Below are 21,946 nucleotides of genomic sequence, written 5' to 3'. Positions count from 1 at the left end.
TTATTGATCTTAATAAAAATTTAAGACTCCAAAAGTTTATTTTTACAACTCAGTACAGTTTTTTAACAATTCGGTCATATAAAATTGCTTAACTTTTCTATCTAACATAATTTTGAACTCAGAAATTAGAATAAAGCAATTGAAGTTATTCTAATCAAAAATCATTTACAATGAAAAGAAAAAGCATCATATCATTACTTTGGATCACACTGGGATCTAGTTTGTTCTTTTTTACCTTTTTCTCCGATGAAAAAAGTTTTGAAAGTTTTGGCTATAGTTTCCTGATTTCCGCACTTTATGCTTTCAGCTTAGGACCTAGTAATGGCATTGTAAATGAATATCTTAACAAAAAGTTCTCTTGGACAGAGCAGACTACATATAGAACGATTTTAGGAATAGTTGCGACTATTGTTGTCAATTTTGTGGTCGTTTATTTCTGTAATTATATCAATTTTGTGGTGATCCAGAAAGCCTCTACACCGGAAGAGTTTTTCTCGGGCAAGTATAATTTCACCAATTGGTTTTTTGTCAATTTTGCATTGATGATCGCTGCTTTTCTCCACGCCAAAGGTTTTATGGAGGAACTGAAAAAGACATCAAAAAAAGAAGTGGTTCAGCAGAAATTGATCGCTAATTCTGCCAACGCTCAGTTTGAAAGCCTTAAGAATCAGCTGGATCCACATTTTCTTTTTAATTCCTTGAATGTCTTATCAGCATTGATTGATGAAAATCCAGGCCAGGCACAGAAATTCACGGCATCGATGTCGAAAATTTACAGATATGTTCTGGAGCAGAAAGATAAAGAACTGGTAACGGTTTCGGACGAGATAGAATTTGCGAAAACCTATTGTAACCTTCTGAAGACCAGATTTGAAGACAGTGTGGATTTTGAGTTTGAAGTCAAAAAAGAAGATGAAGAGAAATTTGTCGTCCCACTGTCTCTTCAGCTTTTATTGGAAAACTGCATCAAACATAATTTTGCAACATCAAGCAGACCATTAAAGGTAAAAGTCTTTACGGAGGGGAAATTTCTTTCCATTGAGAATAATCTGCAGGTGAGAGAGCAGCTTAAGGAAAGTGCCGGAATTGGACTGGCTAACATTGTTCAGCGGTATTCTTTTCTCACAAAAGAGAATGTATTTGTCGAAAAATCTGAACATAGTTTTAAAGTGAAAATCCCGGTACTGACAGAAAAAATGTCTCAGCGATCAGAAATAAAACCAATTCAGGAAACGGAAAATCTGGCTTATCAGAAAGCAGTAAAAAGAGTAAAAGAGCTAAAAGAATTCTATATAAGTCTTGTCTCTTACTGTGTAATAATTCCGCTCCTTATATTTATCAATGTCACGACTTCTTCTTATCAGTGGTTTTGGTTTCCGTTATTCGGATGGGGAATGGGACTTGCGATCCAGGCGGTGAAAACCTTCGCAATCGGAAAAAACTGGGAAGAAAAAGAGATAGAAAAGATCATGAGAAAAAACAAAAATTATGGAAAATCAGAGTCTTAAATACCAGCTTGCAAGAGAGAAAGTAAACAGGATAAAATATCTTTATTTTCATATCCTGGCTTATGTGATCATCGACCTTGGCTTGTTAATAATGAGATATGTACAATCTGACAGTTGGGAAGATTTCCTGAGCTTGGACCATTTTATGACACTTTTTATATGGACTTTGGTGTTGTCAATCCATTTGATTTGTGTGTTTGCGCTTCCATTGATCTTCGGTGAAAAGTGGGAAGAGAAAAAAATTCAGAAAATACTTAACAAAGAAAATCATTAATATCATGGAAAATAACAAAGAAAAATTCCACTACGAGATGGCTGCAGAAAGAGTCAGAAAAATCAAAAAATTCTATACGGGAATGACCATTTTCTCATTAGTATTTGTTTTAGTTTACGGGAATCGTTTATTAAAGGGTGAATTTTCACTCTGGTACGATTTCAATGGGTTTGCAATTTTCGCAATCTGGGGATTGATATTAGCATTCAAAGGATTTAAACTATTTTTATTTAATCCTGAATGGGAAAAAGATATGATTAATAAAGAACTTAAAAAACAAAGCAATGGAAATTATAGATAAAAAAGAAGATATCCAGTATCAGCAAGCTGTAAAAAAAGTTAAGAAACTGAAAGGATTTTATATTCATTTGATGGTTTATATCTTCGTCAATATTTTCCTGATAATCCTTAATCTGACTGATTTCCAAAAAGGTGAGACGATCCGGACCTGGGACATCTGGGCAACACCTTTTTTCTGGGGAATAGGTTTGTTAGCCCACGCTGCCGGCGTCTTCTGCCCCGGATTTTTCTTAGGAAAAGATTGGGAGGAGAAAAAAATAAGAGAACTAATGGAGAAATATAAATAAAATGAGCACTATGCATATTGTTTTTTATGTCCTGATGGCATTCTGGCTTGTAACCGAGATCTATTATAAACAATCAATGGTTTCTGTGGAAACTGATAAAAGGGAAAAGACAAATCAACTCTGAACCTTTTATGGATAGTGATTGTTTTGTCAATTACATCAGCAATCTTTGCAGGAAATGTGGTCAGAGCATTTATTTCCGAAGACAACTGGATCAATTATGTCGGCTTGCTGTTTTTGATTCTAGGAATTTTTGGAAGACTCATCATTATTAAATCTTTAGGAAAATATTTTACGGTAGATGTAACGATAAGAGAAGGTCACAAGATCAAAAAAAGACGGATTCTACAGTATTTTGAGACACCCATCATACTCTGCATCCTTGCTTACATTTTTAGGTCTCGGATTATATCTTAACAATTGGTTTGCTTTGGCAGTTGCTTTTATTCCACCTTTTTTAGCATTTTTGTATAGAATTAAAATCGAAGAAGAAGCTCTGACGGAGCAGTTCGGAAAGGATTATACAGATTATAAAGAGCAAACCAAAAAACTGATTCCATTTATTTACTAAAACCGATGAAAATAAGAACGATAATCATAGAAGATGAAAAACCAGCAGTCAGAAGATTGGAAAAATTGTTAAGTTTATTCTCTGATTTAGAAGTGGTTGCGAGCCTTAATTCTGTGGAGGAGTCAGTCGGATGGTTTCAGAATAATGAACACCCACAACTGATTTTTTCGGACATCGTTCTCGGCGACGGATTGTCATTTGATATTTTTGATAAAGTTTCGACAAAAGCATTTATCATTTATACAACGGCTTTTGACCAATATACTCTGAAGGCTTTTAAACTCAACAGCATCGATTATCTTCTAAAACCGATTGAAGAAGAAGATTTGGAAAAAGCAATTGAAAAATTCAAATCGTTCTTACCGGAACAAGGCGCTGTTAATTCTCAGGAAATCAGGCAAATCGTTAAAAAAGATCAGGCAACTCTTTCCAGGATTCTGGTTAAAATCGGTTATAATCTGAAGGTCGTTTCCATCAATGAAGTCAGTTGCTTCTACAGCGAAAATAAAATCGTTTATCTCCAAACCAAAGAACGTAATTTCCCAACAGATTTTACGCTGGACGAACTGGAAAATGTTCTGGAACCATCAAAATTTTTCCGCGTCAACAGACAATTCATCATCAGTTCAGATTATATCAAAAACATACATACCTCTCCGAATTATAAAGTTGATCTGGACTTTCAGCCAAACGAAGAGATCACGGTCAGTCGGGACAGAGTAAAAGATTTTAAGGATTGGCTGGCTGGAAATTAAACCTTTGATCACAAAAAACCTTCAGAGCATCTGAAGGTTTTTTCATTTTAAATTATTTTATAAACTTTATAATTAAGCTTTCTTACGCTCAGGTCTTTGTCCGTCTTTTCTAAAACCATCTTTTTGATGTTCTTTGCGATCCGCCTGGAACTTTGCATATTGGTCTTTAGACATTATTTTCTGAATTTTTAGGTCAAAATCTTTTCTGTCTTTTTCAAACTTCGCTTTCATTTTAGAATCGTCCGGTCTTTGGCCTTTATCTCCTCTGGGTTTGTTTTTTGCAAACTTCGCTTCCCGGTCTTTATAAAGCGCCTGTATTTTTTGCTTCTGAACGGGAGAAAGATTGTAATTATCGAATTCTTTCATTCTTTGCTCTGCGGTTGCTCTTTGACCTCTGTCTTGTCTTTCTTGTGCGTTTATCGTTAATGCTAAAAATAAACCTGCAACTACTAATAACTTTTTCATAATAAATAATTTTGCGTGTTAAAAATGTTTTTGTTGAATGATACTGAACAATTAACATTCCTTTATTCATAGATGTTTGCGGTTATAGACAGAACTCGGTTTTGTATAGACGAACGTAAATATTATATAGACAAACAGGCTTCACGAAATTTCCGTGAAGCCTGTTCAATTATTTAATTCTGTTTATTTTTAAGCAATCACGCCGCTTCCAATCAATTCATCATCGATATACCAAGCCGCAAATTGCCCTTCAGCAATAGCAGATTGCGGATTTTCAAATTCCATATAGAATCCATTTTCGAATTGATGAATCGTTGCTTTCTCCAAAGTCTGGCGGTAACGGATTCTTGCCATCACTTCCATAGATTCTCCATTTTTCAACCTCAAATCTTCGCGAACCCAATGCAGTTCCGAATTTTCAATTTTCAAAGCTTTTCGGAAAAGTCCGGGGAAATTTTTTCCTTCACCAACAAAGATGATGTTGTTTTCCATTTCTCTGCAGATGATGAAACAAGACTCTTTGTGACCACCAATTCCCAAACCTTTACTTTGACCTATTGTGAAAAACTGAGCACCTTGGTGTTTTCCAATCACTTTTCCGTCTTCTTTTTTATAATTGATTTTCGCCGACAGATATTCCAGCTCTTCTAATTTTGAAGAGAAAGTTGGCACTTCTTTATGAAACTCAGCAAAGTCATTGAGGATTTCCACAATTTCCCCTTCTTTCGGAACCAATTGTTGCTGAAGGAATGTTGGCAAACTCACTTTTCCAATGAAGCAAAGTCCCTGCGAATCTTTCTTATCCGCCGTTACCAAACCGATTTCTTTCGCGATTTCTCTTACTTCCGGTTTCGTCAATTCTCCAATTGGGAACAACGCTTTGGAAAGCTGATCCTGACTCAATTGACAAAGGAAATAACTTTGGTCTTTGTTATTATCTTTTCCTGCCAAGAGATGAAAAACCTCTTTCCCGTTTTCGTCAATTGTCGATTCAACTCGAGCATAATGTCCGGTCGCAACTTTCTCAGCACCAAGCGATAAAGCCGTTTTCATAAACACATCGAATTTTACTTCGCGGTTGCAAAGCACATCGGGATTTGGTGTTCGTCCTTTTTGATATTCATCAAACATATAATCCACGATTCTCTCCTTGTAGAGCTCGCTCATATCGATGACCTGATAAGGAATTCCTAATTTTTGTGCGACGAGAAGCGCATCATTGCTATCTTCGATCCAAGGGCATTCATCTTCCAATGTGACCGATGCATCGTTCCAGTTTCGCATAAAAAGTGCAATAACTTCGTGACCCTGCTGTTGCAAAAGATAAGCTGTCACGCTGGAATCTACGCCTCCGGAGAGGCCAACTACTATTTTCATTTGATTCAATTTTACGAAACTCTTGACGGGAGTTCTTAGTTTGAGGTTGCAAAAATACAATTAAAACTTTGGCAAAAAAACCATAATTTTAAACATTGATAAAAACAATCTTATGAAGAAAATTTTCACATTAAGTTTAATAATATTTAGTATAAATAGTTTCTCTCAAATTAAAATGACGTCCAGAACTCAATTCAACCGCTGGACTTTTGGAGGCGGTCTAGGCGTTGGTTTTGGAAGCAATAGCTATGTCAATCTCCAGGTTTCCCCGAGAATTGGATACAAAATAACAGAACAATTGGAAGGCGGATTAATGGGAAATGTTTCCTGGCAGACTTCGGATTATTATAAATCGACGATGGTTGGTGTTGGTCCTTTTGTGAATTATTATTTTGGAAGATCATTCTTTATTAGTGGTAATCTCCAGCAATATTTCATTAATTCTGAGGAAAAATATACAGGGTATAAATTTGACAGAGATGAGACCGCACTTTATCTTGGAGGAGGTTACATGCAGCCATTGGGAAATAATGCATTTGCACAGTTTGGCTTGATGTATAATGTGCTTTGGAAAGACAAAACGAGTATTTTCAGTACAGGATTTATCCCAAGTGTGGGATTTGTAGTGGGGTTATAAAAGATAAAGTTTCTTATTATTCATCGTTATGAGATAAAATGTAAAGTGTCAGAAAATTAGAAAGGTTTCTTCCATAGTTATATAAAAAGACCACCTTAAAAAAAGGTGGTCATATCGTTTTTTAATGTAATTTATTTTACGCTTTCTTTCTCAGTCTGCGTTTCTCCTTCCAATCCATCTTTGGCTTCATTCACATTTAGGACAACGGTTTCTCCTTCGCTGAATTGCTTATTGACAAGCATCTCTGCAAGAAGGTCTTCGATGTACTTCTGAATCGCACGTTTCAGAGGTCTCGCTCCAAAATCTTTATCCCATCCTTTTTCAGAAATGAAATCTTTTGCTTCTTCCGTCAATTCAATTTTGTATCCTAATTTTTCTAATCGACCATACAATTTGGATAGTTCCAGATCAATGATTTTTTTGATATCTTCTTTTTGAAGAGAATTAAAGATAATAATGTCATCAATTCTGTTAAGGAATTCCGGAGCAAATGCTTTCTTCAAGGCGTTTTCTATCGTAGATCTTGCTCTTGCATCGGTATTCGTTTTCTTCGCATTGGTTCCGAATCCTACACCATCACCGAAATCTTTCAGGTCTCTGGTTCCAATATTTGAAGTCAGAATGATGATTGTATTTCTGAAGTCAATTTTTCTTCCAAGAGAATCCGTAACGAAACCTTCATCCAAAATCTGCAACAGAATATTGAAAACATCCGGATGTGCTTTTTCAATCTCATCAAGAAGAACGACTGCATAAGGTTTTCTTCTGACAGCTTCTGTCAATTGTCCGCCTTCTTCGTATCCAACATATCCCGGAGGCGCACCAACCAATCTGGATACCGCGAATTTTTCCATATACTCACTCATATCAATTCTGATCAAAGCTTCATCGGAATCGAATAATTCGCGTGCCATTACTTTAGCAAGCTCGGTTTTACCAACACCAGTTGTTCCAAGGAAAATGAATGTTCCAATTGGCCTGTTCGGATCTTTAAGACCAGCTCTGTTTCTTTGAATGGCTTTCACCACTTTTTTAACAGCATCTTCCTGTCCGATTACTTTACCATTCAGTTTGTGATCCATCTGAGCCAGTTTATCAAGCTCATTTTTACCAACTTTAGTTACCGGAACACCACTCATCATAGAGACAACTTCCGCAACGCTTTCTTCGGTTACTTCTTCTTTTTTCTCTTTGACGTCTTTGTCCCATTGTTCCTGAGCAAGATTAAGTTCAATCTGAAGTCTTTCTTCCTCATCTTTCAGTTTTCTGGCTTCAAGATAATCCTGAGCTTTTACTGCCTGCTGTTTCAATTCCTTCACTTCTTCGATGCGTGTTTCATGCTCGATGATCTCGGAAGGAACTTTCATGTTTTTGATATAAACTCTTGATCCGGCTTCGTCCATTGCATCAATCGCTTTGTCCGGAAGGAATCTGTCTGTGATATATCTTGCTGTCAGATTAACACAAGCATTGATCGCCTCATCTGTGTAATGAACATTGTGGTGATCTTCGTATTTATCTTTGATCTGATGAAGAATCTGAATAGTTTCGTCAACCGTAGTCGGCTCTACCATAACCTTTTGGAAACGACGTTCAAGAGCGCCGTCCTTCTCGATATACTGTCTGTACTCGTCAAGGGTTGTAGCACCAATACATTGGATCTCACCTCTTGCCAAAGCTGGTTTGAACATATTTGATGCATCCAGACTTCCTGTGGAACTTCCGGCGCCAACAATCGTATGCAACTCATCGATGAAAAGGATGACATCTCTGTTTTTCTCAAGTTCTGTCATTATCGCTTTCATTCTTTCTTCGAACTGTCCACGATATTTTGTTCCGGCAACCAAACTTGCTAAGTCTAAAGTAATTACGCGCTTGCCATAAAGAACTCTGGAAACTTTTTTCTGCTGAATTCTCAATGCCAATCCTTCTGCAATTGCAGATTTACCAACTCCTGGCTCACCAATCAAAAGCGGATTGTTTTTCTTTCTTCGGGATAAGATCTGAGAAACTCTTTCAATCTCTTTTTCACGCCCGATGACAGGATCCAGTTTTCCATCTCTTGCAAGAGAAGTCAAATCACGACCGAAGTTATCTAAAGTCGGCGTTTTGCTTTTCTGAGCACCAAGATTACCGGACGGCTTTTTCATTTGGCTGTACGGTTCTTCTTTTTCCTCGTCATCATCATAGGCACTGTTCTGCGGCAATTGATCTGTATTTTTCAACATCGTTCTGTATTCTTTTTGAACGGCATCATAATCAATATCATAAGCCTGAAGAATATTAGCCGTAGGATCTTCCTGTTTGTACAAGATTCCTAACAAAAGATGCACGGTGTTGATGTCAGAAGATTGATATTGGCGGCATTCCAGCTCTGACCTTTTTACGGCCTGATCTGCCATTTTTGTAAAAGAAATACTCCCCATATTTGCAGTAAACGGATTAGAGTTTACGGCACTCAGGGTTTCTATTTTTCTCTTTATCTGGGTAAGATCCGCGCTAAGACTTTCGAGGATCTCTTTTGCAGAATTTTCAGTTTTGATGATTCCTAAAAGGAAATGTTCAGTATTCAGAAATTCACTCTGCAAACGCCTTGCTTCATTTTTGCTTTGTTTGAACACGCGGTTCAAACCGTCTGAAAATTTATAATCCATAATTAAAAATTATACACTAAGTTATGTTTTTTATGATAAATCCTACAATTATTTATTGTAAAATTTAAATATTTGTTTGCAAATAGATTGCCATCAGAAAAAAATGGACTTTATGACCTGATTTTTTTAAAAATTGTTTAGGTTTGTAATCCTTAAAAAATTATTAATGGAGAATTGGTCAGAATATGTTGGTTATTTAGCTTCGGCTTTTGTAGTAGTGAGCTTTTTATTGAAAAATATAACCACACTTCGAACAGTAAATTTGTTAGGATGTATTTGTTTTGTGATCTATGGTGTTTACAGCGGAATGCTTTGGCCAATCATCATTCCAAACGCTATTCTTGCTTTTATTCAGGTTTATCATATCATAAAAAAAGATTAGCATGAAGGTTATCGTAAGTGTTTTCAATAATTTATATACCGACCAGCGTGTGGAGAAGGTATGTAAGACACTTTATGATAACGGTTATGAACCTGTTCTTATTGGGTGCAATTGGCTGGGAACACCAGAATTGCAACGCCCGTATCCATTTTTCAGGATCGAGCTGAAATCAAAAATACTGCGGTTTGCTTATATAGAATTCCAGAGAAAATTATACAAAGAGCTTATAAAATATGCTGACAATAAGACCATTTTATTAGCGAATGATCTGGAAACTCTTATGCCAAATTATCTGATTTCTAAAAAACTCAACATCCCGATTATCTTTGACAGCCACGAGATCTTTACAGAAATGCCAACGATCCAGGGACGCTGGGTAAAACACGTGTGGAAAAAAATCGAAAAGACATTTGTCCCAAAAGTCAAACGGATGATAACGGCGAGCAATTCCTATGCAAACTGGTTTGTGAAAGAATATAAGATCAATAAACCATTGGTTATCACCAATCTTCCCAGAAAAATAGAGTTTACCGGAACCAAAGAAAATTCTAAAAAAGTGATTCTTTATCAAGGCTGGCTCAATTATTCCCGCGGAATAGACAAAGCCATTCTGGCGATGAATTTTATTGATAATGCCGAACTGTGGATTGCCGGAAGTGGCCCTTTGGAATCAGAATTTTGGAATATTGCCAAGCAAGCCGGAGTTGAACAAAAAATAAAATTCCTTGGCAAACTTTCGCCGGAACAACTTCGGGAAATCACGCCAAAAGCTGACGTAGGATTAAGTATTGAAGAAAATAAAGGTCTCAGTTATTATTATTCTTTACCCAACAAAATCTCAGATTATATCCAATCGCGCGTTCCTGTTGTGGTTTCCAATTTCCCGGAAATGGCAAATATTGTGACAACTTTCGAAGTCGGCGAGATTATAGAAAATCACTCACCTGAGCACCTTGCCGAAAAAATTAATTTTGTTTTAAATAACGGGAAAGCCTTTTATCTTCATAACCTAAACGTGGCTTCTGACGAACTTTGCTGGGAAAATGAAGAAGACAAAATCCTTAAGCTTTTCAGCGATTCCAGAAAAGAATTGGAACACAGCCATTAACTTTTGCGTTTTTATTGCATCTAAAAGTAGCATCGTTCTTGCATTAACAATTTTCTAAAACAATGAAAATGAAATCCTTAATATTAATGTTTAGTTTAGCCATAATGGCTATTAGCTGCGGAAGTCAAACTTATCTGGACCCAACAACTTTAACCTCTGTTATTGAAAAAAAAGAATTTAATTTCAATGCAACCAAAGCTTTTCCAACCGGCGGCGACGTGATTGGCGTCATGAATTCTTTGCCAAACGGTGGTGCCAGCAGAATTTTGAACCTTGATCCCGGTTATGGCTTCAATTTGAAGAAGGATCTGTTTAGTGTTTCACTTCCTTATTTTGGTCGTGCCTTTAACAGTACGCCCGGCGATCCGAATAATGGCGGATTCAGGTTCGAGTCAAAAGATTTTTACATAAAACAATCGACGACGAGAAAAGGAAATACATTATTAGTGATTACGCCGAAAGATCAAAAAGTTAGTATGACTTTCAATCTTGAGATTTTCAAAAATGGAAGTGCGTTTCTGTCGGTTAACTCTAATGACAGACAACCAATCAGTTACGATGGTAATATCTCAGCTGGCAGCAATTAATTATCAAATAATTTTTTGACAAATTCTCTGGCTTCCGAACTGGAATTTGAAGTCAGTTCCGAAGAGTTTTTCTTATGTTCCAGATAAGAATTTTCTAATGAATGATCTCTCTTAGCTTTTTCCAGAATGTATTCTTTTACCCAGAATTCGAATCGTTTTTCAGCCTGAATTTTTCGGTTTTCGAGAAAAGTTCCATTTTTATTTTTAAGTAAGATGAAGTCTTCTATTTTTTCGAATGTTTCATAAAGACCTTCATTTTCTAAAGCTGAACCAAGAATTATTGGGACTTTCCAGTCTTTTTCTTTTGCTGTGATAAATTGTAATGCTCTGGATAATTCGGTTTTCGTAATTTTGGCTTTTGCAAGATTTTCGGAATTGACTTTATTAATGAAAATCAAATCTGCCATTTCCATAATCCCGCGTTTTATTCCCTGTAATTCGTCTCCACCACCAATTATTTTAAGGAAAAGAAAGACATCGGCAATATCATTTACCAAGGTTTCACTTTGACCAACGCCAACGGTTTCAATCAGAATATAATCGTAACCTGCAGCTTCACAAATTAATAAACTTTCGTAAGTCGTATTCGCAATGCCACCAAGAAAACCGGAACTCGGACTTGGACGGATAAAAGCATTTGGATCTTTCGCTAGTTCTTCCATTCTTGTTTTGTCACCAAGAATACTTCCTTTATTAATAGATGAACTTGGATCGACAGCGAGAACTGCCACTTTTTTCCCTTTTTCAATCGCTAGTTTTCCAAATGTTTCAATGAAAGTAGATTTTCCGGCGCCGGGAACACCTGTAATTCCGATTCTGATTGATTTTCCGGTCAAAGGAATTATGCGTTTCAGAAGTTGATCGGCAAGATCTCTATGTTCAGGTTTTTTGCTTTCGATAAGGGTAATGGCTTTTCCAAGAATCCGTTTATCAGACGCTTTGATCCCTGTGATGTAATCGTCGATACCGAATTGCTTTGCCATTTTGGATATTTGGAATTGTTACAAATTAGATGATATAGTTCTAATCTGTGTTCAAATTAATTAATTTTGATGAAAATCAAATTCAAAAATAATGAAAAAATACATATACAGCTTGTGCCTTTTAGGGGTTATCGTGTATTCTTGTAAAACACAGACAACTACGACGACGACACCAACCGTTCCTGCAACGCCTTCTACACCTACAGCAAATCTTACTAAAGAAGAAATGCTTAAAAAAGGAGAAGATTTATTCAATTTGAAATGTGGAAGATGTCACGGTTTACCTTCACCTTCCGAATTTACCGTTGCTGATTGGCAGCCCATTATGAAAAGAATGGCACCTAAAGCAAAGCTAAATACGGACGAAACCAATTGGGTTTTGGCTTATGTGAATACGAATGCTAAGAAATAATAATCAGATATAAAAAAAGAGAAACCCGAAAGTTTCTCTTTGATTTTTTTAATACACTATATTTTTTACGTTTTACCAAAAAATTACCACGGACTGATTCCGATTTCGTCTTCAATATCATTGCTGAAAAACTGTCCTGTTGGTCCATTTTCATCGGTTAAAGTATGTTTGATGATGAAGCTTGCTGCACTTTCCACAGAGCCAGGACCGCTGTGCGCATTAAAATCCGTCGCGGTATAACCGGGATCGATCGCATTTACTTTGAAATTCGAATCCTTAAGGTCATAAGCCAAAACAATCGTGTAAGCATTCAAAGCAGATTTTGAAGGTCCGTAAGCTGCGGCTTTTACCTGATAATATTTCCAGTTCGGATCGCTATGAAGCGTTAATGAGCCAAGTCCGGAAGTGATATTACTGATTCTAGGTTTGTCAGATTTTTTAAGCAAGTCTAAAAATGCCTGCGTCACATTGATAACACCGAAGAAATTAGTTTCAAACACCTCTTTGATATCAACAACAGGCGTTTCTATTGCCGTTTGAGGCTGTGGTCCAAGAATTCCTGCATTATTGATCAGAATATCAAGTTTTCCTTGCTCATATTCAACGATGTTTTTTGCTGCTAAAATTGATTCCGGATTGGTAACATCTATTTCTATTGCTTTTATATTATTGAATCCCTGGTCTGCTAATTCTTTTACAACTGCTTCACCTTTCGCCAGATTACGGCTTCCCAAATAAACGAATAATCCTCTTTGTGAAAGTTGTTTTGCCGTTTCGAGACCAATGCTTCTGTTGGCGCCTGTTATTAATACTGTTGTACTCACTTTTTGTACATTGCTTTTTTCGTGTTCGTGATTCTGCGAATTCATTTTTTCTTGTTTTAAATTGATGATGTAAAATTGAGCCAATTAAAAACAATACCATTTGCCAAATGACAAAAAGCGATTTTAATTAATATTTTTCCTGATTCGGCTAAGTGAAGATTGTGTCACACCAAGATAAGATGCTACGTAAGAAAGCGGAATCCGATTGACAGCATTCGGATAGATTTCCAAAAATCTCAGATAGCGTGTTGTTGCGTCCTCGGTAACCAGCGGACTTCTTCTTTCCACTTTCTGCATCAATGCTCGTGATATGATCTTATTGACGATTGCATCCCAGCCGACGATGGTCTGTAAAAGTTCCAGCCAGTCTTTTCTGGAAAAAACTACCATTTTACAATCCGTAACTGCCTGAACATAGCTGCTGGAACAGATTTGATTATCAAAGCTTTCCAAATCTACAACCAGATTATTCTCGTCAATGAAATACTTTGTAATCTCTTCGCCTTCATTATTGTAATAACAGACACGCAGGATTCCATCAACCACAAATCCAACCTGACTCGCAATTTTCCCGGCCTCTGAGAAATATTCATCTTTTTTGAAATCAATTTCTTTAGCTTTTGTCGACATAAAGTCAATCTGCTGCTGATTGAGATTCCCGAACCGTAAAATAAAATCGAATAATTCTTTCATTGTGGAAAGTTAGGGACTATAATTCTTTCTTGATTTGTCATTTGGCAAAAAAAATTAAGCTAAAAACTTCTCCAAAATCTCCACCGCACTTTTCGGCAAATTCGTTCCGGGACCGAAAATATGATGCGCTCCATTTTGATATAAAAATTCATAATCCTGCTGTGGAATGACGCCACCCACAACAATTGTAATATCGTCCGCTCCAAGTTTTTTCAGTTCTTCCACAACTTGTGGAACCAAAGTTTTATGACCTGCTGCCAAAGACGAAACACCCAAAATATGAATGTCATTTTCCACGGCTTGTTTCGCCACTTCTTCCGGCGTTTGGAAAAGCGGCGCAACATCGACATCAAATCCCATATCTGCAAACGCGGTTGCTACGACTTTTGCGCCACGGTCGTGACCGTCTTGTCCCATTTTTGCGACCATAATTCTTGGTCGTCGTCCTTCCTGGTCTTCAAATTTTTGACTTAAAGTAACTGCCTTTTCGAAGTATTCATTTTTGCTTGCATTCATTGCGTAAACTCCTGATATGGTTCTGATATTGGCTTTATAGCGTCCGAAACTTTCTTCCATCGCATCGCTCATTTCGCCGAGAGTAACTCTTCTTCTTGCAGCTTCAATGCACAATTCTAGAAGATTTTCTTTTCCTGTTTTTGCAGTTTCTCGGATTTTATTTAAAATTTCTGAGACTTTTTCTGAATCTCTTTTTATTTTGATTTTTTCTAATCTTTCGATTTGTTTTCTGCGGACTTCTGTATTATCGATGTCAAGGATTTCGATTTCGGTTTGTTTTAAATCTGATTTGAAGGAATTGATTCCGATGATAAATTCTTCGCCACTGTCAATTTTTGCCTGTTTAATGGCCGATGCTTCCTCGATTCTCATTTTCGGGATTCCGGCTTCGATGGCTTTTGTCATTCCGCCTTCTTTCTCCACTTCATTAATGAATTTCATTGCTTCTTCAATCATTTGTTGGGTTAAAGTCTCAATCAAATGACTTCCGCCCATTGGGTCGACAACATCGCAAATTCCGCTTTCTTGTTGGAGGATAATTTGGGTATTTCTAGCAATTTTCGCTGAATAATCTGTAGGAAGAGCAATCGCTTCGTCCAAAGCATTGGTGTGAAGAGACTGAGTGCCACCCAAAGCCGAAGACAACGCTTCAATCGTTGTTCGGGTAATATTATTGAAAGGTTCTTGTTCTGTCAAGCTCCAGCCAGAAGTTTGGGAATGCGTTCTTAAAGCTAAAGATTTTGAATTCTGTGGATTGAATTGTTTTAAAAGATTTGCCCAAATATATCTTGCTGCACGCATCTTGGCGATTTCCATAAAATGATTCATTCCGATGGCCCAGAAGAATGACAATCTTGGGGCAAAATCATCCACATTCATTCCGGCTTTGATTCCGGTTCGCACATATTCCAAACCGTCGGCTAACGTATATGCCATTTCCAAAACCGGCGTTGCGCCAGCTTCCTGCATATGATAGCCGGAAATCGAGATTGAATTAAATTTCGGAATATTCTTAGAAGTATATTCGAAGATATCGGCGATGATCTTCATCGATGGCGTTGGCGGATAGATGTACGTATTCCGAACCATAAATTCTTTCAGAATATCATTTTGGATTGTTCCGGAAAGTTTATCCATCGAAACGCCTTGCTCTTCTGCAGCGACAATATAAAAAGATAAAATAGGTAAAACGGCGCCGTTCATTGTCATCGAAACTGAAATTTCGTCCAAAGGAATTTGGTCAAACAAAATCTTCATATCTTCCACCGAATCGATTGCAACGCCTGCTTTTCCAACGTCGCCCACAACTCTTACGTGATCGGAATCGTAACCTCTGTGAGTTGCCAAATCGAAAGCGACGGAAAGTCCTTTTTGTCCGGCCTGGAGATTTCGTCTGTAAAAAGCATTTGATTCTTCGGCTGTGGAAAATCCGGCGTATTGACGTATTGTCCACGGTTTCTGGACATACATTGTTGAGTATGGGCCACGAAGAAAAGGCGCAATCCCTGCGGAGCCAGCTTTGATGTCTTTGTTTTTGACATCTTTGCTGGTGTATTTTGATTTCAGTTCCAACCCGTCTTTTTCAAAAGTGTAATTTTCCGAATTGGAATCGAAGGTAATGTTCTTGAAATCAGGATTTTGGTTTTGGATTTTGTGGCGCATTTTGCTTTTTTGTTGTGGAAAGTAAATGTAAGAAATTTAGGGAAGGTTTTAAACCACAAAAGACACAAAAGTTTTTACTATTATTAATAGCGTCGGGCTTTAGCCCGATGATAAAATGATAAACAAATATTGGCTTTAGCCGAAATTTAAAGTAAGTTTCGGCTAAACCCCTTTCTTATCATCATTGTCATAAATGGGCTAAAGCCCATTCCTATTGATATTTATAACACGACAATTTGTCATTAATTGTTGGATGGTCTTTTTTTTGTGAAATGTTGGTTGACACTGGAAACCCGCGACAGGGATAGAAGTGGAAATCCTTTTTTGTTGCCGAGCGAAGCGATGGCAATAAAAAAGATTGCAAGGGATAGCCCGGTGACAAAATAGCGTAGGGAAAGTTTTGGCTTTTGGCAGTCGCCCGAAATTATGTTTGAGAGTATTAGAGTTTGAGGGTTCGGGAGTTTGGAAATAGAAAATTAACAAAAAATAATATAATATGTCAACAGGAAGTATTAATGTGTCGGTGGAGAATATTTTCCCGCTGATCAAGAAGTTTCTTTACAGTGATCACGAGATTTTTCTACGTGAATTGATCTCCAATGCGACGGATGCGACGACGAAGTTGAAACATCTGACCGTAATTGGTGAAGCGAAAGTGGATTACGGAAATCCGATTATCGAGGTGAAAATTGATAAGGAGGCGAAAACGCTGACGATCAAGGATCAAGGTCTTGGGATGACGGGTGAGGAAGTTGAGAAATACATCAATCAGGTTGCATTTTCGGGTGCGGAGGAATTCCTTGAAAAATATAAGGATTCTGCAAAAGATGCGGGAATTATCGGACATTTTGGTCTTGGATTTTATTCGGCATTTATGGTGGCGGAGAAAGTGGAAATCTTTACAAAGTCTTACAAAGAAGATAGCAAAGCGGTTCGTTGGATCTGTGATGGAAGTCCGGAATATACTTTGGAAGAAACGGAAAAAGCTTACAGAGGAACGGAAATCGTGCTTCATATTGCAGAAGATTCTTTGGAATTTTTGGAAGAATCTAAAATCCGTGAACTTTTGACGAAGTATAATAAATTCAATCAGATTCCAATCAAATTTGGAACGAAAACTGAAACTTTGCCTTTACCAGAAGGTTCTGCGGAAGATGCAAAAGCAGAAACAATTGAAGTGGATAACATCATCAATAATCCAAATCCGGCGTGGACAAAAGCTCCGTCTGAACTGAAAGACGAGGATTACAACAATTTCTACAGAGAATTGTACCCGATGCAATTTGAGGATCCGTTGTTCCATATCCATTTGAACGTGGATTATCCGTTCAATTTGACGGGTGTTTTGTTCTTCCCAAAATTGGCGAATAACCTTAATATTGAGAAAGATAAAATTCAATTGTATCAAAATCAGGTTTATGTGACTGATGAGGTGAAAGGTATTGTTCCGGATTTCCTGATGTTGCTGAGAGGTGTGATCGATTCTCCGGATATTCCTTTGAATGTTTCACGCTCTTACCTGCAGGCTGATGGTGCGGTGAAAAAAATCTCTTCTTACATCACGAAAAAAGTGGCGGACAAAATGGTTTCTCTCTTCAATGAAAACCGTGAAGATTACGAACAAAAATGGAATGACATCAAGATCGTGATCGAATACGGAATGATCTCTGAAGATAAATTCTATGAAAAATCTGACAAATTTGTGCTTTACCCAACAACGGAAGGCAAATATTATCTTTGGAATGAATTGGTTGAGAAAATCAAACCGACTCAAACGGACAAAGATGGAAAAACCGTCATCTTATATGCAACTAATGCTGATGAGCAACACAGCTACATCGAATCTGCAAAAGATAAAGGTTATGAAGTTCTGCTGTTGGATTCTCCAATCGTTCCTCACTTGATCCAGAAATTGGAAGGTTCTAAAGAGAACGTTTCTTTTGCGAGAGTAGATGCAGATCACATCAATAATCTGATCAAAAAAGATGAACCTGTTATTTCTAAACTGAATGATTCTGACAAAGAAACTTTGAAGAAAAGTATCGAAGAGTCTATTAGTGACAAAAAATTCACGGTTCAGTTAGAAGATCTGGATTCTACAGACGCGCCATTTACATTGACTCAGCCAGAATTTTTCCGAAGAATGAAGGATATGCAGGCAACCGGTGGCGGCGGCGGAATGTTCGGAATGAGCGGTTTCCCGGAAATGTATAATCTGGTAGTAAATTCTAACTCAGATTTTGCCGGAGAATTATTGAAAAAAGATAATGCTGAAGAGAAAAGTGCGATGATCAATCAGGCTTTGGATCTGGCGAAATTGTCTCAGAATCTTTTGAAAGGAAAAGAACTGACGGATTTTATCAAACGTAGTTTTGAGAGTTTGAAGTAAATAATATTTTATTTTAATATAAAAAGGCGGAACTAAATTTTAGTTCCGCCTTTTGTGTTTTTTATAAACATTATTTCATAGTGTTATTTTATTTCTGTTAAGTTAACAAAAATTATTTTTAATTTTAGTTAATAGTCCAAAAAAAGTATTAATTTAATAAATTAAAAATATGAATAATGAAATATAAATTTTTATTAATTTGTCTCCTATTGCTAATCAAAGTAAATTCCCAGATGTATAACTACTATGTATCAACTAATGGGAACAACATCACAGGAGACGGCACTTCTGGAAATCCTTTTAAAACTATTGACAAGGCTAAAAGTGTAATAAGAAACCAAATAAATACTTATCCTATGACTCAAGACATAGTAGTTCATATAGCAGGAGGAAGCTATCTTTTAGAATCTACATTAGTATTCACTTCTGATGATAGCGGCAAAAATGGACACTTTGTTATATATCAGGCAGAAGATCCCGCAAATAAGCCGGTTATTACTAGTGGACAAACTATTCCAACAGGATGGACAAAAATTCAAGATAAGGATATATACAAAGCTAATATTGGCAATTTATATTCTCGGCAAGTTTATGTAAATGGACATAAAGCAATCAGAGCAAGAAGTGAAAAGGATATGGGATTAATTGAAACCAGTACAGGTTATTTTTCTACTTCTTGTACAGATTTTTCAAGTTGGGCAAATATCAAAGACGTTGAAATTGTTTCTGATATGTTTTGGAAAAGCTATAGGATTCCTGTAGAGTCTGTTTGCAATTATAGACAGATTATTATTAATAATAATTTTTGGAATATACTGCACGATAATTATAGTGACCCGGAAAAAAACCATTTTAAGACGGCTCCTGTAAAATGGGTAGAAAATGCTCTTGAGTTACTGGATCAGACTGATGAATGGTATATAGATAGATCAAATTCTGGCAGTCATACGATTTATTTGGGCTCTAATACTATTCCAACAAATGTTGTAATACCAACTTTGGAAAGTTTAATATCAGGAGAAGATGGAGCAGGATATATTAAATTTAACAATCTAATCTTCAGCCATACTACCTGGAATAAACCTTCTGAAAATAATGGTTATTTGGGTGTTTCTGTCTCCAATAATGGTTTTATCACAGAACAAGCTGATTGGTATTGTGTACCTACAATCGGAAGTAGAAATACAAATGTAATACCTGCCGCAATATCATTTAAAAACGCTTCCCATATAAATATTTTTAATTGTGAATTTAAAAGTATTGGCTCTACAGCCTTAAGTTTTGGAGAAAGTTCCGCAGATAATATTATATGCAGTAATAAATTTGAAGATATTGCTGCAAGCGCCATAAGAGTAGGAACTGTGGACAATACAAAAATTGAATCGGTAATAAGAAATAAAATTATAAATAACACGATCACAAATATTGCTAATGAATATTCTGGATCAGTTGGTATTTTTGTTCCTTATGCTAAATATACTACTGTAAATCACAATACTTTAACAAAGTTTCCTTATACAGGAATATCTGTTGGCTGGGGTTGGAAAAAAATATACAACGTAGGAGTCAATTGTATTAAATATAATAAAATAGATTGTACAGATCAATTTATGCCAGATGGTGGAGGAATCTACACACAAAGTGCTCAGGGAGATGCGACTCATAAAACGCAAATTTCTGGTAATTATATTTTAAATCAGCGTGTTTATTTAGGAGCAATTTATATGGATAATGATGCTAGTTTTATTGATGTAACTGGCAATTTAATAGATACGGACAGTTCATCGGATATTCCTGATCAAATAGATTGTAATGCTAATCATGTAAAAAGCATTGTGTTTTATTCTGGGTCCGAATATGTTAATATTATAGATAATTATTTTAAGTCTTCTTATTTACCTCCTCCACCGGGCAACTTAACTTGTTACCCGGCGTGTTCAAATATAACCGTTAATAATAATACTCAAATAAATATAATGGATCAAATGCCCGCTGCTGCAAAAGATATTATGAATGCTTCCGGAGTCAAATCAAATGTAAACTGTAATTAAAACAAAACTATAAAAATGAAAAATAACAACTTAAAAATTATTCTTACCGGCATTAGTGTCATATCAGCTAATCTCTTGTTTTCTCAATGTCCAATTAATTTTCCGAAGGCAATTGACGTTTGCCTGGAGGGAGCGACACAAGCTAAAAATATATGTTTCGAAAATTCTGATGGGAATCTAAATCTATTATTTGGTGGTGAGAATTTATTTTCTTTTAATAAGAATGTAATTGATAACCAAGGCAATGATATAAATAAGTTAGTTATTCACGGAGCAAATCAGCCTAATCAGACTTTTAATACGCCTAATATTCCCCCTACCAGCTACCGAGATATTTCTTATGAATTTGCAAGTGCAGGGAGCGCAAAAATTAGGTCGTTCAGAGGAGATAATTGGGATACTTATCTTGAATTTTTAACTAATTTACACAGTGCGACTTCAGATGTTCCTCAGGTACGTATGCATATTAATCACGATGGAAAAGTTGGTATAGGCACAATTAATCCACAAGCAATGTTAGATGTCAAAGGTGGTGTGAGAATGGGTAATATTGAAGATACAGGTCTTAATAATCTTAATAATTTAGTAATTATAGGTGCCAATAATCGTAATTACCCTGATGAAAATGCAACATATACTCCCGATTTCAGCAGAGATATTTCTTTTGAATTTGCTGAAGCCGGAAAAGCAAAGATCAGATCATTTAGAGGAGATAATTTGGACACATACCTTCAGTTTTTAACAAGTCCTAAAGCTAATGGAAGTTCACCCATAACAAGAATGCAGATCAGTGCAAATGGGAATGTAGGAATTGGAACCACAGATCCCAAAGCTTTGTTGGATGTAAATGGCAATGTCAATCTATCAGGAAATTTTTTAAGATTAACCACTCCAACTACATCAGGTGATGCGATCATCCAGAGGGCAACAGAAGGAAATTTAATTATAAATTCGGGACATCCAAATACTAACAGTCCAGAATCTTCTGTTTACTTAAATTATGCTCAAGATTATGGAGGAGGAACTGGAGGTGTAAAAATTTATGATGGAGGAACTGCAAATCACGTTGATTTAAAAATGATAACAACTTCAGAATTACCAGGAACTTTTCTCATAAATCCTTCCGGGGGAAAGGTAGTTATCTCGGATAACACAATTCCCGCAACCCCGGGTGATTATAGATTATACGTCACAGGAGGTATTTTATCACAAAAGTTCAAAGCCGCGGTGACAACAAGCACTCAATGGTCAGATTATGTATTCGATAAAAATTATAAGCTGAAAACACTGGAAGAAGTAGAACAATATATCCTCGCAAATAAACACCTTCCGAACATCCCTTCTTCCGAAGAGATCATCAAAGACGGTGGAATAGACCTGGCACAGATGCAGGCTAAACAAATGGAAAAGATCGAGGAGCTGACACTTTACCTCATCGAAATGAAAAAGGAAATAGAGGATCTGAAAAAACAAAATAAGGAACTGAAAGAAAAATATAAAAACAACTAAAT

General features: G+C 36.5%; 22 protein-coding genes. 15 read left to right on the top strand and 7 right to left on the bottom strand.

Annotated features, from left to right (window positions below; translation table 11 throughout):
• The first annotated feature begins 170 nt into the window (after positions 1-170).
• From ACFJGY_RS01625 to ACFJGY_RS01595, 7 genes are all read left to right on the top strand, one after another.
• A complete protein-coding gene (locus ACFJGY_RS01625; protein ID WP_379967346.1) occupies positions 171-1,508 on the top strand; it encodes a 2TM domain-containing protein in 1,338 nt (445 codons plus the stop codon).
• Positions 1,489-1,782 (top strand): 2TM domain-containing protein, encoded by a 294-nt coding sequence (locus ACFJGY_RS01620; RefSeq protein WP_379967343.1) that lies wholly within the window; start codon positions 1,489-1,491, stop codon positions 1,780-1,782. The genes ACFJGY_RS01625 and ACFJGY_RS01620 overlap by 20 nt, the downstream gene beginning before the upstream one ends.
• Before the next feature lie 4 nt (positions 1,783-1,786).
• Complete coding sequence (locus ACFJGY_RS01615) at positions 1,787-2,083, top strand: 2TM domain-containing protein (protein ID WP_379967340.1); 297 nt, start codon at positions 1,787-1,789, stop codon at positions 2,081-2,083.
• Positions 2,067-2,369, top strand: a complete 303-nt coding sequence (locus ACFJGY_RS01610; RefSeq protein ID WP_379967337.1) for a 2TM domain-containing protein — start codon at positions 2,067-2,069, stop codon at positions 2,367-2,369. The genes ACFJGY_RS01615 and ACFJGY_RS01610 overlap by 17 nt, the downstream gene beginning before the upstream one ends.
• Before the next feature lie 147 nt (positions 2,370-2,516).
• A complete protein-coding gene (locus ACFJGY_RS01605) occupies positions 2,517-2,786 on the top strand; it encodes a hypothetical protein (RefSeq protein ID WP_379970228.1) in 270 nt (89 codons plus the stop codon).
• On the top strand, positions 2,725-2,940 hold the full coding sequence (locus ACFJGY_RS01600) for a methyltransferase family protein (protein ID WP_379967334.1): 216 nt from the start codon (positions 2,725-2,727) through the stop codon (positions 2,938-2,940). The genes ACFJGY_RS01605 and ACFJGY_RS01600 overlap by 62 nt, the downstream gene beginning before the upstream one ends.
• Positions 2,941-2,945: 5 nt before the next feature.
• A complete protein-coding gene (locus ACFJGY_RS01595) occupies positions 2,946-3,695 on the top strand; it encodes a LytR/AlgR family response regulator transcription factor (RefSeq protein WP_379967331.1) in 750 nt (249 codons plus the stop codon).
• 72 nt (positions 3,696-3,767) lie between these two features.
• Here the strand turns inward: ACFJGY_RS01595 and ACFJGY_RS01590 are convergent, their stop codons facing one another.
• On the bottom strand, positions 3,768-4,160 hold the full coding sequence (locus ACFJGY_RS01590; protein WP_379967328.1) for a hypothetical protein: 393 nt from the start codon (positions 4,158-4,160) through the stop codon (positions 3,768-3,770).
• A 189-nt stretch (positions 4,161-4,349) separates the two neighbouring features.
• The gene (gene mnmA, locus ACFJGY_RS01585) at positions 4,350-5,537 is read right to left on the bottom strand and encodes a tRNA 2-thiouridine(34) synthase MnmA (protein WP_379967325.1); all 1,188 of its coding nucleotides are present in this window, start codon (positions 5,535-5,537) and stop codon (positions 4,350-4,352) included.
• Between the two features lie 175 nt (positions 5,538-5,712).
• On the opposite strand from mnmA, the gene ACFJGY_RS01580 reads away from it, so the two are divergent.
• A complete protein-coding gene (locus ACFJGY_RS01580) occupies positions 5,713-6,174 on the top strand; it encodes a hypothetical protein (protein WP_379967322.1) in 462 nt (153 codons plus the stop codon).
• A gap of 131 nt (positions 6,175-6,305) precedes the next feature.
• Here the strand turns inward: ACFJGY_RS01580 and ACFJGY_RS01575 are convergent, their stop codons facing one another.
• Positions 6,306-8,828 (bottom strand): ATP-dependent Clp protease ATP-binding subunit, encoded by a 2,523-nt coding sequence (locus tag ACFJGY_RS01575; RefSeq protein ID WP_379967319.1) that lies wholly within the window; start codon positions 8,826-8,828, stop codon positions 6,306-6,308.
• Positions 8,829-8,994: 166 nt separating this feature from the next.
• Here ACFJGY_RS01575 and ACFJGY_RS01570 point away from each other — a divergent pair, with 166 nt between their 5' ends.
• From ACFJGY_RS01570 to ACFJGY_RS01560, 3 genes are all read left to right on the top strand, one after another.
• Positions 8,995-9,210, top strand: a complete 216-nt coding sequence (locus ACFJGY_RS01570; protein ID WP_379967316.1) for a uroporphyrinogen decarboxylase — start codon at positions 8,995-8,997, stop codon at positions 9,208-9,210.
• Position 9,211: 1 nt separating this feature from the next.
• Positions 9,212-10,318 (top strand): glycosyltransferase, encoded by a 1,107-nt coding sequence (locus ACFJGY_RS01565; protein WP_379967313.1) that lies wholly within the window; start codon positions 9,212-9,214, stop codon positions 10,316-10,318.
• Positions 10,319-10,386: 68 nt separating this feature from the next.
• Positions 10,387-10,905, top strand: a complete 519-nt coding sequence (locus ACFJGY_RS01560) for a DUF4251 domain-containing protein (RefSeq protein ID WP_379967310.1) — start codon at positions 10,387-10,389, stop codon at positions 10,903-10,905.
• Here ACFJGY_RS01560 and meaB read toward each other — a convergent pair.
• Positions 10,902-11,888 carry a methylmalonyl Co-A mutase-associated GTPase MeaB gene (gene meaB / locus ACFJGY_RS01555; protein WP_379967307.1) on the bottom strand — a complete coding sequence of 329 codons (987 nt, stop codon included), beginning with the start codon at positions 11,886-11,888 and terminating at the stop codon, positions 10,902-10,904. The two genes, ACFJGY_RS01560 and meaB, sit on opposite strands and share 4 nt — an antisense overlap.
• 91 nt (positions 11,889-11,979) lie before the next feature.
• Between meaB and ACFJGY_RS01550 the strand changes: the two genes are divergently transcribed.
• Positions 11,980-12,300: a hypothetical protein gene (locus tag ACFJGY_RS01550; RefSeq protein WP_379967304.1), complete on the top strand. Its 321-nt coding sequence runs from the start codon at positions 11,980-11,982 to the stop codon at positions 12,298-12,300.
• A gap of 83 nt (positions 12,301-12,383) precedes the next feature.
• On the opposite strand, the gene ACFJGY_RS01545 is transcribed toward ACFJGY_RS01550, so the two are convergent.
• The 3 genes from ACFJGY_RS01545 to scpA form a co-directional block, all read right to left on the bottom strand.
• On the bottom strand, positions 12,384-13,169 hold the full coding sequence (locus ACFJGY_RS01545) for an SDR family oxidoreductase (protein ID WP_379967301.1): 786 nt from the start codon (positions 13,167-13,169) through the stop codon (positions 12,384-12,386).
• Positions 13,170-13,247: 78 nt separating this feature from the next.
• Positions 13,248-13,817, bottom strand: a complete 570-nt coding sequence (locus ACFJGY_RS01540; RefSeq protein ID WP_379967298.1) for a Crp/Fnr family transcriptional regulator — start codon at positions 13,815-13,817, stop codon at positions 13,248-13,250.
• A gap of 54 nt (positions 13,818-13,871) precedes the next feature.
• Entirely contained in the window at positions 13,872-15,995 is a 2,124-nt protein-coding gene (scpA, locus tag ACFJGY_RS01535) for a methylmalonyl-CoA mutase (protein WP_379967295.1), read from the bottom strand.
• Positions 15,996-16,491: 496 nt separating this feature from the next.
• Between scpA and htpG the strand changes: the two genes are divergently transcribed.
• From htpG to ACFJGY_RS01520, 3 genes are all read left to right on the top strand, one after another.
• The gene (gene htpG, locus ACFJGY_RS01530; RefSeq protein ID WP_379967292.1) at positions 16,492-18,384 is read left to right on the top strand and encodes a molecular chaperone HtpG; all 1,893 of its coding nucleotides are present in this window, start codon (positions 16,492-16,494) and stop codon (positions 18,382-18,384) included.
• 176 nt (positions 18,385-18,560) lie between these two features.
• Positions 18,561-20,435: a right-handed parallel beta-helix repeat-containing protein gene (locus ACFJGY_RS01525; RefSeq protein WP_379967289.1), complete on the top strand. Its 1,875-nt coding sequence runs from the start codon at positions 18,561-18,563 to the stop codon at positions 20,433-20,435.
• Between the two features lie 15 nt (positions 20,436-20,450).
• A complete protein-coding gene (locus ACFJGY_RS01520; protein WP_379967286.1) occupies positions 20,451-21,944 on the top strand; it encodes a hypothetical protein in 1,494 nt (497 codons plus the stop codon).
• The last annotated feature ends 2 nt before the right edge of the window (positions 21,945-21,946 follow it).

It is taken from the genome of Epilithonimonas sp. UC225_85 (assembly GCF_042695135.1).
Taxonomy (GTDB): Bacteria; Bacteroidota; Bacteroidia; order Flavobacteriales; family Weeksellaceae; genus Epilithonimonas.
The sequence above is the reverse complement of the archived record's forward strand: the minus strand, read 5'-3'. Positions and strand labels throughout refer to the sequence as shown.